The following is a 12,839-nucleotide window of genomic DNA, read 5'->3' on the forward strand; positions in this document are numbered from 1 at the left end:
TCGTGCCTACTCTGCCGCTGCGGCGCCGCGGGCGCGACGGCGACGTTCGTCGCGCACCACCCACCAGCCGGCTGCGGCCGCCATCAGGGCCAGCGCATACCAGGTCAGCGCATACACCAGGTGACTGTTGTGGAAGGCAATCACGGTCAGGCCGCCGACCGGCTTTTCGGCGTCCGGCGCCGTGGCCGCGTTGGCCTGTGAGGAAGCCCTGTCAGCATCGATGAAGTAAGGCGCCACCGTCTCCGCCTTCAGCTCGCGCGCAGCAGCGATCTGCGCCACGTCGCGCGAATACCAGCGATTCTGCCCGGCGTCATTGCTACGCAGGAAACCGCCACCCTGCTCGCTCATGCGCATCAATCCGGTGACCTCGACCACCTGCTCGGCCGAGCCGTTGGCGGCTGTGCTGGCGATCAGCTTGATCGGTGAAGTGCTGACGAAACCGCGATTGATCATCACGATATCGCCGCCTGCGGTCTGCAGCGGCGTGAGCAGCCATGAACCGCTGCCCAGGTCGGTGCTGGCCTGTACCGCGGTGGTCTTGCTATAGAGATAGCGGCCGCTGAGCGTGACGCGGCGATATTCGTCACTGTCGGACGATACCTGCGGCCACTGGTCATGGCCCGGGGCTGCGACCGCTGCCGCATGCACGCGCGCGTCGACCTTGGCGATCAGGGCCAGCTTCCATTGCAGGCGATATACCTGCCAGGTTCCGAGCGCGATGAAGACCACAAAGAAAAATCCCGCGCAAATGGCCAGGAAAACCAGGCTGGCCTTTGAGCGGGATGTCGGGACCGCTTGCGCGGCCCCATTTTCTTTGCCTTGTGTGTCTTGCATCACGCCATTAGGTGGCGTCGGACTCATTTCGGCTGTTCTGCGCCGTGCTGCATGCCAGGCATGCTTTGCTGCATCTGCTGCATCGATTGCGGCACGGTTTCAGTCGGCATGTGTTCCGGCGACATGGTCGGCATCATGTTGTGGTTCAGGTGGTACATGACCCACAGCGAGCCGGACAGCGTGATGCCCACGATGACGATGGTGAAGATCATCGACAGCATGTTCCAGCCGCCTTCGGACTTGCCGTTCATGTGCAGGAAGTATTTGATGTGCACCACGATTTGCACGGCAGCAAAGGCCAGCAGAACGATGCCCATCTGCGCCGAACCTTCGATCTTCTTGGCCATCACCAGCCAGAACGGGATCGCGGTCAGGATCACGGCCAGCACGAAGCCGGTGACGTAGTCCTTCATCGTGCCATGCGCAGCGTGGTCGCCGTGACCATGGCCATGATCGCCGTGGCCGTGGTCGTCGTGGTGGCCCATCGGACGGGCCGGGTGTTCTTGGTGACCGCGACTCATGGCAGGACTCCCATCAGGTAGACAAAGGTGAAGACGCCGATCCAGACCACGTCCAGGAAGTGCCAGAACATCGACAGGCACATCAGGCGACGGCCGTTGGCTTCGGTCAGGCCGTGCTTGTTGATCTGGAACAGCAGCACGATCAGCCAGATGATGCCGAAGGACACGTGCAGACCGTGGGTGCCGACCAGCGCGAAGAACGAGGTCAGGAAACCGCTGCGGGCCGGGCCGGCGCCTTCGTGGATCAGGTGCAGGAACTCATACAGTTCGAAGTAGATGAAGCCTGCGCCCAGCAGACCGGTGATCACCAGCCAGAAGATGGTGTTTTGCTGCTTCTTGGCTTGCATGGCCAGCATGGCGAAACCGTAAGTGATCGACGACAGCAGCAGCAGCGCGGTGTTCAGCGCCACCAGCGGCAGGTCGAACAGCTCGGCGCCGGTCGGGCCACCGGCGTAGTTGCGGCCGAGCACGGCGTAGCACGCAAACAGGCAGGCGAAGATCAGGCAATCGCTCATCAGGTAGATCCAGAAGCCCAGCATGGTGCCGTTCTCCGGATGATGATGGCGGACGAAGTAGCGCGAGCTTGGCGTCGCGTCGGCCGTGTGGTTAATTGCTTCAGACATGGCTATTCAACAGGCGAGTGCGCTCTGCTTCGACACGGACGACTTCGTCGGCCGGGATGTAGTAGTCGCGGTTGTAGTTAAAGGTGTGAACGATGGTAGCCACGACCAGGGCGATGAAAGCTGCCACGGCGGGGATCCACATCTGCCAGATCAGGGTGAAGCCGCATGCTGCCGCCAGAGCGGCGATGATGAAGCCGGCGCCGGTGTTCTTGGGCATGTGGATTTCCACGAAATCGCCCAGCGGACGCTGATACTTGTTCTTCTTCATGTCAGCCCAGGCGTCGTTGTCATGCACGACCGGGGTGAAGGCGAAGTTGTAGTCGGGCGGCGGCGACGAGGTCGACCACTCCAGAGTACGGCCACCCCACGGGTCGCCGGTCACGTCGGCCAGCTTCTTGCGGTCGCGGATCGAGACGGCGATCTGGATGATGAACGAACCGATGCCCAGGGCGATCAGGCCGGCGCCGATGGCGGCCACCACGAACCAGATCTGCAGCGACGGATCTTCGAAGTGGCTCATGCGACGGGTCACGCCCATCAAGCCCAGCACATACAGCGGCATGAAGGCCAGGTAGAAACCGACGAACCAGAACCAGAACGAGCACTTGCCCCAGAAGTCGTTGAGCTTGAAGCCGAAGGCCTTCGGGAACCAGAAGTTGATGCCGGCGAACATGCCGAACACCACGCCACCGATGATCACGTTGTGGAAGTGAGCGATCAGGAACAGGCTGTTGTGCAGCACGAAGTCGGCAGGCGGAACCGCCAGCAGCACGCCGGTCATGCCGCCGATCACGAAGGTGATCATGAAGCCGATGGTCCACAGCATGGGGACTTCGAAGCGGATACGACCGCGGTACATGGTGAACAGCCAGTTGAAGATCTTGGCGCCGGTCGGGATCGAAATGATCATCGTGGTGATGCCGAAGAACGAGTTGACGCTGGCGCCCGACCCCATGGTGAAGAAGTGGTGCAGCCAAACCAGGTACGACAGGATGGTGATCACGACGGTTGCGTACACCATGGAGGTGTAGCCGAACAGGCGCTTGCCGCTGAAGGTCGAGACGACTTCAGAGAAGATGCCGAACGCCGGCAGAACCAGGATGTAGACCTCGGGGTGGCCCCAGATCCAGATCAGGTTCACGTACATCATGGCGTTGCCGCCCATGTCGTTGGTGAAGAAGTTGGTGCCGAAGACGCGGTCCAGCGACAGCATGCCCAGCACGGCGGTCAGCACCGGGAAGGCGGCCACGATCAGCACGTTGGTGCACAGCGAGGTCCAGGTGAAGACGGGCATCTTCATCATGTTCATGCCGGGAGCGCGCATCTTGACGATGGTCACGACCAGGTTGATGCCCGATAACAAGGTCCCTACCCCGGCCACCTGTAGCGCCCAGATATAGTAGTCGACCCCCACGTCAGGGCTGTACAGGATGCCCGACAGCGGCGGATAAGCCAGCCAGCCGGTGCGGGCGAATTCGCCCACGAACAGGGAGGCCATCACCAGCAGCGCGCCGAAGGTGGTCATCCAGAAGCTGAAGTTGTTCAGGAACGGGAACGCCACGTCGCGCGCGCCGATCTGCAGGGGCACGACGTAGTTCATCAGACCGGTCACCAGGGGCATGGCCACGAAGAAGATCATGATCACGCCGTGGGCGGTGAACACCTGGTCATAGTGGTGCGGCGGCAGGAAGCCGGCGTTGTCGCCGAACGAGATCGCTTGCTGCGCACGCATCATCAGCGCGTCGGCAAAGCCGCGCAGCAGCATGACGATGGCGAGGATGATGTACATGATGCCGATGCGCTTGTGGTCGATACTGGTGAACCAGTCGCGCCAGAGCATGCCCCACAGGCGATATTTGGTGAGCAGGGCCAGCATCACGAGGCCGCCCAGCGCCACCATGGCGAAGGTACCGATCAGGATCGGCTCATGGTATGGAATCGCTTCCAGACTGAGGCGACCGAAGATCAGCTTTATCAGGTCAAAATTGTCAGACATCTTTACTTCCCGGGGAAAGAGGAAATTAATGCGCGGCGGCGGGCCGCCGCGCCAATACGGCTACTGCGCTCGCAGTGGTCAGTCCTTCTTCGGCTGACCGGGCTTCACGTTCAGGTCGGTGGACATCATCTTGTCCAGGCAGACCGAATTGGGCGTCACGCAACGATTCACGATGGCGTGGAACAAACCATTGTCGACGGTGCCGAACAGGCGTGCCGGCTCGCGCTCGCTGGGCTGCTCCAGCTTCAGGTAGTCCGCGCGCTGCATGGTGCCGGCGTCAGCCTTGGCCTTCTTGACCCAGTCGTCGAAGCCTTGCTGGTCCAGACCGTGGAACTTGAAGCGCATGTGCGAGAAGCCTGCGCCGCTGTAGTTGGCCGAGAAGCCTTCGTACTCGCCGGCCTTGTTGATGACGGCGTGCAGCTTGGTTTCCATGCCCGGCATGGCGTAGATCTGGCCGGCCAGAGCAGGAATGTAGAACGAGTTCATCACGTTCGACGCAGTGATCTTGAACTGGATCTGGGTATCGACCGGAGCCGCCAGCTCATTCACGGTGGCGATGCCCTGCTCCGGGTAAATGAACAACCACTTCCAGTCCAGCGCCACCACTTCCACGGTCAGCGTCTTGGCCTGCGGCGACAGCGGACGCTCGGCGTCGATGCGCGACAGCGGACGGTACGGGTCCAGGGTGTGGGTGGTAATCCAGGTCAGCAGGCCCAGCGCGATGATGATCAGCAGGGGCGCGCCCCAGATGACCAGCTCCAAACGGGTCGAGTGATCCCAGTCGGGCTCGTAGGGAGCGGAGGTATTGCTCTTGCGGTAACGCCAGGCGAAGAGCAGAGTGAGGATGATCACCGGAATGATGATGATGAGCATCAGCACGGTGGAGATGACGATCAGTCGCGCCTGTTGGTTAGCGATGTCGCCGGAGGGATTCATGACTACGGTGTTGCAACCAGCCAACAAAAGTGCAGGCAGGAGAAGCAATCCGCGACGGAGTATTTGAGAAACCATGGAGGAAAAGTCCAGTCGTATGTAGCAGAGCATGCTAATGTAACGGCAATAAAGTGTGTTGGCGATTGGACGTTTTGTCCCACCCTGCCGTGCCACAACTGTCAGGATGGGATTTCGTACTGCGACTAAACCTCTAACAGTGGGAGACAAAGCCATGGCAAGCACCAGCATCCACAATGCCCAAGGTTCCGGCGCACATCAGCCGCAATCCAACGCCCCTTCTGCCGCTCGTGATCACGGGCACATCGAGCCCGGTGAGATCGCCGTCGGCGTCGTCATCGGGCGAGCGTCCGAATACTTTGACTTCTTCGTGTACGCGCTGGCGTCAGTACTGGTATTTCCGGCCATTTTCTTTCCTTTCGAACAGAGGCTGGAAGGTACGCTCTACGCTTTCGTGATCTTTGCGTTCGCGTTCCTCGCCCGGCCTGTCGGCACAGTGATATTCATGGCGATCCAGCGGGCCTACGGAAGAGAATTGAAGCTGACGCTGGCGCTGTTCCTGCTTGGTTTTTCAACGGCGGGTATTGCCTTACTGCCAACTTTTGACCATATAGGCGTGTGGGCCATCATCCTGTTGTCGCTGCTGCGCGTAGGACAAGGCATTGCGCTGGGTGGGGCTTGGGACGGCTTGCCGTCGCTGCTTGCCATGAATGCTCCCCAGAACAAGCGTGGTTGGTATGCAGCCCTTGGCCAGCTTGGCGCGCCGACCGGATTCATCATCGCGGCGAGCCTGTTTGCCTATATGTTGGCGAATCTTACCACGGAAGATTTCCTGGATTGGGGCTGGCGCTTCCCTTTTTATGTCGCTTTTGCCATTAACGTTGTTGCGCTGTTCGCACGCCTGCGTCTGGTGTCGGCTCCGGAATACGCCAAACTGCTGGACGAACGCGAGCTGGAACCTGCCGGCGCGGTCGAACTGATCAGCACCCAAGGCCGCAACATCATCATTGGCGCCCTCGCCGCGCTGGCCAGCTATGCGCTGTTCCACCTGGTGACGGTGTTCCCGTTGTCGTGGATCAAGCTGTATTCCTTGCGTGAAACGGCGGACTTTCTCGTGGTGCAGATCTGGGGTGGCGTCATCATGGCGGCAGGCATCGTGATCTCCGGTGCGGTCGCCGATCGCTTTGGCCGCCGCACCACGCTGGGCTCGATGGCCCTGCTGATCGCCATCCTGTCGGCCTTCGTGCCCACGCTGATGAACGGCGGCGAAGCCGGCCAAAACACCTTTATCCTGATCGGCTTCGCGCTGCTGGGTCTGTCCTACGGCCAGGCTGCAGGCGCCGTGACCGCCAACTTCCAGAGCCGTTACCGCTACACCGGAGCGGCCCTGACGCAGGACGTGGCCTGGTTGGTCGGCGCCGGTTTCGCGCCGCTGGTGGCGCTGGGCTTGTCGGCGCACTTCGGCATGGCGTATGTGAGCTTCTACCTGCTGTCGGGCGCAGTCGGCTCGCTGGCCGCACTGAGCCTGAACCGTGCGCTGGAGTCCAAGGAAGAGTGACGGACCGGGCCGCTCACGCGGCGTATATAAAGAGAGGTGGGAGCCCGCCCTCCTCGCCCGCAGATCGCAAAGCCCGGAAGCCCGCTTCCGGGCTTTGTTCATTTTGGCGACGACAAATGATGCGCGCCGGCCCCAAGAGTGATTTTCCATGCATTTTCAGGAAAAACCTGAAGCAAATGTCCGAACGCTCAGGGAATACCCGATTAGCGATTGTCCCCGAGCAACCTAAAGTCCGTATTGCCGAGATCACACAGCAAACAGGCGGCAAGACGTCGCCGGTTCGGCCAGGGGAAACAATCATGCTCAAGAAGAAAATACGCACGTTCAGCTTCGCGCTCGCCGCTGCGATCGCCACGCCATGCGCTCCGTCCCTCGCGGCAACCGGCCTTGGCAGCATCAGTGTGGGCACCAATGTCTTGTCGTTGTGTCTGGTGTCGGGCTCAACCATCGCCTTCGGCACCTACAACACGGCGTCGCAGGTGGATCAGGCCGGCGCCATCACCGTCATCTGCACCTTCGGCACCAGCTACAACGTGGGGCTCGATGCGGGCTCCGGCGCCGGCGCCACCACGGCCGTACGCAAGATGACAGGCCTCAACGGCGATACGCTGAACTACGCGCTGTACCGCAACTCGGCCCGCTCGACCCTGTGGGGCTCCAGCATAGGCACCGACACGCTGGCCAGCACCGCCACCGGCCTGATCCAGACACACACGGTCTATGGCCGCATTCCCGCCGGACAGGCGCCCAGGGCGGACCTCTACTCGGATACCGTGACCATCACCCTCACCTATTGAGCATCAGCGACGGTCGGCGCGTTGCCGGCGCTCACTTCTCCGGTCACCACCTGGTGCACGAAGCGCAGCTTGTCCAGCACCGGCGTCGACAAGGTGAACGGATAGGAATCCGGCATGCCGATGCTGCGATTGAGGCTGTTCAACACGTAAGTCAGCGCAAACCATTCTCCCACCAGCTCGTCGAACGAACCGGCCGCGATCGGCGGCGCCTTGATCACCAGCTTCTGCTCATCGGCGTTGCGCGGACGTAGCTGCACGCCGCAGGAATAAGCGGTCTCCAGCGTATCGAACATGTGCAGGTAATGCGCCCAGGTCTCAGCCCAGTCCTCCCATGGGTGGCTGCTGGCATAGGCGCTGACGAAGCGCTCTTCCCATTTCTCCGGAGGACCGTTCTCATAGTGCTGCTGCAGGCTCTCACCGTAGTCTTGGCGTTCGTCGCCGAACATCGCCCGAAACGGCTCCAGCCAGGCCCCGGGCGCTACCAGCCGATCAAAGTAATAATGCCCGCTCTCATGGCGGAAGTGCCCCAGCAGCGTACGATAAGGCTCCGCCATCTGCTGGCGCGCCTGCTCGCGATAGGCCGGATCGGCCTCGGCCACGTTGATGGTGATCACGCCGTCGGCGTGCCCGGTCAACACCCGCTCGCCGTGCGGCATATCCTGCAGGAACTCGAAGGCCAGGCCGGCTTCCTCGTCCTCGGTCTTGGGCACCGGCTGCAGCTTCAGCGTCCACAATGAATGCAGCAGACGTCGCTTGGCGGTTTCCAGACGGGCCCATAGCACGCGGTTGTTGCCGTCTTCCAGCGACGGAATCACGCGCGTCAGGCGGCAGGACGCGCACAGCTCATGCTGGCTGTGCTCATCGATCATCCAGTTGCAGACGTTCTCGCGCGAGTAGTTGATGCACTGGCGGAACACCTTCCCTTCGTTTTCCGGCTTGACGCTGCGCCAGCGTTGCGGCGGCGCGGCAGGCTCCCCGGATTCAGCGCCCGGAATGCCTGCAGCGTCTGCCGCATCCGCGATCGGAGAAAAGCTGGCAATGGCCTGCAGCTCAGGCTGGTAACCCAGCATCCAGCCGCAATGCCCGCACACGGTGTTCTCGAAGAAGACCTGCTTGCCGCAATTGTCGCAATGGAAAGTTTTCATCGTTCTCCCTGATGGTTGTCATCGCCGCACAGCGCTGTCGACGACAAGCGCGGCTGTCCAGACATTGGAAGAAGGATGACGCATTACGTTCCGCACCGCGAGGGTCGGACGTCTTGCAGTCCGGGCGGGGTCAGATGAAGTGTTCAGCCACGATGCGCGCGGCTGCTGCCACCACGTCGTTGCGCATCGGCGCGTCCTTGGCGGTCTGGGTGAAATAGATCGCCAACACCACCGGCGCCTCGCTACCGGGCCAGATCACGGCCACATCATTGGTGGTGCCGTAGTCGCCGCTGCCGGTCTTGTCGCCGATCAGCCAGTCGCGCGGCATGGCCGAGCGGATGCGGGTGCCGCCGGTGGTATTGCCGCGCATCCAATCCACCAGCATGCGACGCTGCAGCTCAGGCAAGGCCTGGCCCAGCGTCAGCCCCTGCAGCGTGTGCGCCATCGCCAGCGGCGTGGTGGTGTCGCGCTCGTCGCCGGGGACGGCGCTGTTGAGCTCGGTCTCCAGACGGTCCAAGCGGAAGCTCTGATCGCCGATCTTGCGTGCGTATTCGTTGACCATGCCGATGCCGCCGAGCTCACGGATGAGCAGGTTGGCGGCGGTGTTGTCGCTGTACTGCAAGGCGGCCGCACACAGGCCGCTGACGCTCATGCCGGCGCCGATGGCCTTCTCGGTCACCGGCGAGTACGCCACCAGATCGCCTGCGCCGTAGCGCACGCGGCGTTGCAGCAAAGTGGAGTCTTCCAGGCTGCGGGTCAGGATGGCGCCGACCAGGATGATCTTGAAGGTGCTGCAGAACGGGAAGCGCTCGGTCTCCCGGTAACCCACGCGGTCGGACGATGCCCCGCCGACATTGTCGATGACCATCATGCCCAGGCGACCGCCGGATTGCTTTTCCAGCTCGGCCAGCTTCTGCCGGATGATGGCGCTGTTGTCGGGCCGCTCGCGGATCAGCGCGCAGCCGCCCAGCAAGGTGGAGAGGCCGCCGGCGATCAGCAGCGTGCGGCGGTTTGGCGATGGTGTCATGGTCTTGTTTTTCTGATGTTGGCATGCCGCTCGGTCAACCCGCCGCCGCATGCGTGATTCGGTGGATCTGTGTCAGGCGCGCGGCCGCACAAATGGTTCCGGCTGTCAGTGCGCCGTCAGCGAAATTTCATATTCGCCCGGCGCAAACGCCGCATGGCCACAGATATGGGCATGCACTGCGCAAACTCAAGGCCGGCGCCCACCCTTCCCGCACTCTGCGCAATGCTATATTCAGCCATCCGCCACCCCGACAATCTACCACCATGAACTATCTGCTGATGTACGACTTCGTTCCCGACTACGTAGCCCGCCGTGCAGCGCACCGCGACGAACACCTGGCATTGTGTCGGCAAGCCGTGGCCCGCGGCGAACTGGCCGCCGGCGGCGCAGTCGGCGATCCGCCGGAAAGCGGCCTGCTGCTGTTCCTCGGCGCCGCCGTCCATGCCGAAAACTTCGCCGCCGCCGATCCCTACGTGCGGCATGGCCTGGTCACGCGCTGGCAGGTCAAACCATGGAACACCGTGGTCGGCATTGCCGCACTGGTGCCCAATCCGCTCTGACGCAGGCGCGCCGCCGGATTAAAAACATTCATCAGCGAGCGCCGCAGGAAAGCGGGATAATGCCTCATCGTCTACTGAATACAGAAAGGCGGCCACAAGAGCTGCCCGATCAACAGACACCAGCCAGCAAGAGGACACACCAAGGAGACCCAATGTCCGCACGCCCCGCCTTCGCCCGCACCGTCCGCCATCCCGGCAAGCCCGACCCGGTTCGCATCGTCACTCTCGAAGCCCCCGCGCTGAACCACGACTTCACGCTGCAAGCCGGTCGCAGCCTGCGCGACGCCATGAGCATCCCGCTGGCGCAAGCCGGACTGGACGGCGGCACCGTACGCTTCGAGAACCTGCGCGTGGCGCCGCTGCATTTTCTGATGCCGGCGCTGGCGGTGGACGACCAGCACGCCGCCTTCTACAGCGACCCGCACAGCATGGAAGAAGGCACCCTGATCGAATACGCCGTGGCGACCTACGGCCGCAAGGACGGCGAACCCTTCGTGCACTGCCACGCGGTCTGGCTCGACCGCAACGGCGAGCGCCAGGGCGGCCACCTGATGATGGACAAGACCATCGTCGCCGAGTCCGGCCCGGCGCAGGCCTGGGGCGTACACGACGCCACCATGGCGACCAGGTACGATCCGGAAACCAACTTCACCCTGTTCCACCCCACCCGCCTGAGCGACACCGTGCACCCGGCCGCCCACGGCAAGCGCGTGGTGCTGGCGCGCATCCGCCCCGATGAAGACCTGACCATGGCCGTGGAAGAAGCCTGCCGCGCGCACGGCATTGCGCATGCCATCGTGCGCGGCAGCGTGGGCAGCATCATCGGCGCCGACTTCGAAGACGGCCGCGTGCTGGAGGATCGGGCCACCGAGATCCTGGTGCGTTCCGGTGAAGTGGTCGACGGCCCGCAAGGCCTGCGCGCCCGGCTGGAAATCGGCCTCATCAATCCGCAAGGCAAGGTATGCGAAGGCGTGTTGGCGCGCGGGCGCAATCCGGTGCTGATCTGCTTCGAGCTGGTGCTGGAAGAACAGTAAGACGGCATCGGAAAAGCAAAACGCCGCCCGAAGGCGGCGTCTCACTGAGATGAGCGACGGCGAGATGATTGCCGCGCCCAACTCCCCCTTTCCGGCCCTGCGGCCGGCCCCTGAGTTCTTTTTCACCCGCCTCCGGTGCGCGGGAAACGACGCTGGGCTCCTGCTTTCGCAGGAGCGACACCGAAGAGACGGCTCGGCCCTCGGTTGTCTGAGGGCACGCATTGCCTGTCGTTCCTGCGAAAGCAGGAACCCAGTGTCGTTCGTCGTTCAACCGACATCAAAACACCACATCAGTCACTGCGTCCCGGCCAGCGCCGGGCGACCCGCGGTAACCGCGTTAAAACGGATGAACGGGTTGATGCGCTTACACCCCCACCAGCTTCTTGAACGTCGGCAGCACCGCATCGCCCTTGAACGGCTTGACGATCCAGCCCTTGATGCCGGCCGCCTTGCCGCGCTCCTTCATGATCGGCGAGTTCTCGGTGGTCAGCATGATGATGTTCACGGCGGCGTTGCCCAGTTCGCTGCGAATCTTCTCGGCCATGGTCAGGCCATCCATGTTGGGCATGTTGACGTCGGACACCACCAGCTTGATGGCCGGGTCGGCCTTGAGCTTGGTCAGGCCGTCGCGGCCGTCCACCGCCAAGGCCACGTCCAGGCCGTTCTTCTTCAGGAAATCGCCGACTTCGGCGCGCACGGTGCTCGAATCGTCCACTACCAGGATTTGTGCCATGTTGTTTCTCTCTCGATGATGAAGGCGTAAATAAGCGCGGCAAGGCAGCTGCAAAAACTCAGAACAGCTCCAGCTCGCCGCTTTCGAACAGTTCTTCCACGGATGCCTGGTTCTCGGTGAAGTCCTCCGGCGACCACGACAGGTTGAAGATGAAGCGTTGCAACAGCGTCACGGGCGCACCGCCGTCCTTACCGGTCAGCACATACTTGAAGCACAGCTGGGCGTCGTCCGAACCGAAGGAGATGTAGCGGTGCTGGTGATTGATGATGATCGGCACCTGGCTCATCTGCTGCCCCACGTGACCGTGGTTGACGAAACGGTTCTTGAACCAGCCCCAGATCAGGTTGGTAACCTCGCCCAGCGCATTGTTGAGGTCGCGAAAATCTTCCGTCTCGCCCGGCACCAGCGCCTGCAGCGCGCGCTGCTCGGCCTGCAGCATCATGTAGCCGCGGCACCAGCTGCTCTCCAGCGGAATCAGCGTGAATACTTCGCCGAAGATGATGCGGTCGCGCACCAGGTAAGGCTTGTCGATCTCCACTGTCATCGCGGGGAACTGGCTCTCCAGCACCATGCGGCTGATCTCGGCAATTCCGCGCACCAGCGCGTTGGGATAGCTCTGGCTGAAGATCGAGGCGGCCACCACAGGCGCCAGCGCGTCGATATCGTCGATGCGATAGACGCCGTTGAAGAGTGCAGCCTCACGCGGCGCAAGCGCGTCATCGGCGGCGGCTTCGCGACGGCGGCGCAGGAAGATCGGCAACTCCGGGCGCACCTCGTGGATGCGGCGCGCCAGCCCGCGGCCGTCGCCCCCCAAGCCGGCCAGGCTCTCCGAGAGCATCACGCCGCCCAGGTCGACGTTGCTGCGCAGCACCGCCATCACGTGTTCCTCGTGGGCTTTCACGCCCACCAGGTTGTTGCGTTCACAGAAGGACTTGATGGTGCCGTAGCAGTCGGCATCCTTGTCCAGCACCAGCACCTTGCTGGTGATTGCGGTATCCATGCTCACTCTTCTCTCCGTCGTCAGATATCGCAAAACGCAAAATCAGTTCAAACAAACTTG

General features: G+C 62.4%; 13 protein-coding genes. 4 read left to right on the forward strand and 9 right to left on the reverse strand.

Annotated elements, in window-relative coordinates:
- Positions 1-6: 6 nt before the first annotated feature.
- The 5 genes from J8I26_RS04780 to cyoA form a co-directional block, all read right to left on the reverse strand.
- Positions 7-861 (reverse strand): SURF1 family protein, encoded by an 855-nt coding sequence (locus tag J8I26_RS04780; protein ID WP_209604515.1) that lies wholly within the window; start codon positions 859-861, stop codon positions 7-9.
- Complete coding sequence (gene cyoD / locus J8I26_RS04785) at positions 858-1,355, reverse strand: cytochrome o ubiquinol oxidase subunit IV (RefSeq protein ID WP_209604517.1); 498 nt, start codon at positions 1,353-1,355, stop codon at positions 858-860. The genes J8I26_RS04780 and cyoD overlap by 4 nt, the downstream gene beginning before the upstream one ends.
- Entirely contained in the window at positions 1,352-1,978 is a 627-nt protein-coding gene (cyoC, locus tag J8I26_RS04790) for a cytochrome o ubiquinol oxidase subunit III (protein WP_209604519.1), read from the reverse strand. The genes cyoD and cyoC overlap by 4 nt, the downstream gene beginning before the upstream one ends.
- Positions 1,971-3,974, reverse strand: a complete 2,004-nt coding sequence (cyoB, locus tag J8I26_RS04795; RefSeq protein ID WP_209604521.1) for a cytochrome o ubiquinol oxidase subunit I — start codon at positions 3,972-3,974, stop codon at positions 1,971-1,973. The genes cyoC and cyoB overlap by 8 nt, the downstream gene beginning before the upstream one ends.
- A 78-nt stretch (positions 3,975-4,052) precedes the next feature.
- Entirely contained in the window at positions 4,053-4,985 is a 933-nt protein-coding gene (gene cyoA / locus J8I26_RS04800; protein ID WP_209604523.1) for a ubiquinol oxidase subunit II, read from the reverse strand.
- Between the two features lie 154 nt (positions 4,986-5,139).
- On the opposite strand from cyoA, the gene J8I26_RS04805 reads away from it, so the two are divergent.
- The gene (locus J8I26_RS04805; RefSeq protein WP_209604525.1) at positions 5,140-6,483 is read left to right on the forward strand and encodes an MFS transporter; all 1,344 of its coding nucleotides are present in this window, start codon (positions 5,140-5,142) and stop codon (positions 6,481-6,483) included.
- A gap of 401 nt (positions 6,484-6,884) precedes the next feature.
- Complete coding sequence (locus tag J8I26_RS04810; RefSeq protein ID WP_348635278.1) at positions 6,885-7,280, forward strand: spore coat U domain-containing protein; 396 nt, start codon at positions 6,885-6,887, stop codon at positions 7,278-7,280.
- Here J8I26_RS04810 and J8I26_RS04815 read toward each other — a convergent pair.
- Together J8I26_RS04815 and bla are read right to left on the reverse strand one after the other, a co-directional pair.
- Positions 7,274-8,425, reverse strand: a complete 1,152-nt coding sequence (locus tag J8I26_RS04815; RefSeq protein ID WP_209604530.1) for a putative zinc-binding metallopeptidase — start codon at positions 8,423-8,425, stop codon at positions 7,274-7,276. The genes J8I26_RS04810 and J8I26_RS04815 overlap by 7 nt on opposite strands.
- A gap of 130 nt (positions 8,426-8,555) precedes the next feature.
- On the reverse strand, positions 8,556-9,452 hold the full coding sequence (bla, locus tag J8I26_RS04820) for a class A beta-lactamase (RefSeq protein WP_209604532.1): 897 nt from the start codon (positions 9,450-9,452) through the stop codon (positions 8,556-8,558).
- Positions 9,453-9,715: 263 nt separating this feature from the next.
- Here bla and J8I26_RS04825 point away from each other — a divergent pair, with 263 nt between their 5' ends.
- On the forward strand, positions 9,716-10,012 hold the full coding sequence (locus J8I26_RS04825) for a YciI-like protein (RefSeq protein WP_209604534.1): 297 nt from the start codon (positions 9,716-9,718) through the stop codon (positions 10,010-10,012).
- A 152-nt stretch (positions 10,013-10,164) separates the two neighbouring features.
- Positions 10,165-11,046, forward strand: a complete 882-nt coding sequence (locus tag J8I26_RS04830; RefSeq protein ID WP_209604536.1) for a DUF296 domain-containing protein — start codon at positions 10,165-10,167, stop codon at positions 11,044-11,046.
- A gap of 364 nt (positions 11,047-11,410) precedes the next feature.
- On the opposite strand, the gene J8I26_RS04835 is transcribed toward J8I26_RS04830, so the two are convergent.
- A complete protein-coding gene (locus J8I26_RS04835) occupies positions 11,411-11,779 on the reverse strand; it encodes a response regulator (RefSeq protein WP_209604538.1) in 369 nt (122 codons plus the stop codon).
- Positions 11,780-11,837: 58 nt separating this feature from the next.
- Entirely contained in the window at positions 11,838-12,779 is a 942-nt protein-coding gene (locus J8I26_RS04840) for a chemotaxis protein CheX (RefSeq protein ID WP_209604540.1), read from the reverse strand.
- Between the last annotated feature and the right edge of the window lie 60 nt (positions 12,780-12,839).

The organism is Herbaspirillum sp. LeCh32-8 (assembly GCF_017814915.1).
In the GTDB taxonomy this organism is placed as follows: Bacteria; Pseudomonadota; Gammaproteobacteria; order Burkholderiales; family Burkholderiaceae_D; genus Herbaspirillum.

Excerpts from the sequence above, each read along its gene's own strand:
- bla (WP_209604532.1), bottom strand. The coding sequence starts at position 9,452 with ATGACACCATCGCCAAACCGCCGCACGCTGCTGATCGCCGGCGGCCTC.
- cyoC (WP_209604519.1), bottom strand. The coding sequence starts at position 1,978 with ATGTCTGAAGCAATTAACCACACGGCCGACGCGACGCCAAGCTCGCGC.
- J8I26_RS04835 (WP_209604538.1), bottom strand. The coding sequence starts at position 11,779 with ATGGCACAAATCCTGGTAGTGGACGATTCGAGCACCGTGCGCGCCGAA.
- J8I26_RS04805 (WP_209604525.1), top strand. The coding sequence starts at position 5,140 with ATGGCAAGCACCAGCATCCACAATGCCCAAGGTTCCGGCGCACATCAG.
- cyoB (WP_209604521.1), bottom strand. The coding sequence starts at position 3,974 with ATGTCTGACAATTTTGACCTGATAAAGCTGATCTTCGGTCGCCTCAGT.
- cyoD (WP_209604517.1), bottom strand. The coding sequence starts at position 1,355 with ATGAGTCGCGGTCACCAAGAACACCCGGCCCGTCCGATGGGCCACCAC.
- J8I26_RS04840 (WP_209604540.1), bottom strand. The coding sequence starts at position 12,779 with ATGGATACCGCAATCACCAGCAAGGTGCTGGTGCTGGACAAGGATGCC.
- J8I26_RS04815 (WP_209604530.1), bottom strand. The coding sequence starts at position 8,425 with ATGAAAACTTTCCATTGCGACAATTGCGGCAAGCAGGTCTTCTTCGAG.
- cyoA (WP_209604523.1), bottom strand. The coding sequence starts at position 4,985 with ATGGTTTCTCAAATACTCCGTCGCGGATTGCTTCTCCTGCCTGCACTT.
- J8I26_RS04830 (WP_209604536.1), top strand. The coding sequence starts at position 10,165 with ATGTCCGCACGCCCCGCCTTCGCCCGCACCGTCCGCCATCCCGGCAAG.
- J8I26_RS04825 (WP_209604534.1), top strand. The coding sequence starts at position 9,716 with ATGAACTATCTGCTGATGTACGACTTCGTTCCCGACTACGTAGCCCGC.
- J8I26_RS04780 (WP_209604515.1), bottom strand. The coding sequence starts at position 861 with ATGAGTCCGACGCCACCTAATGGCGTGATGCAAGACACACAAGGCAAA.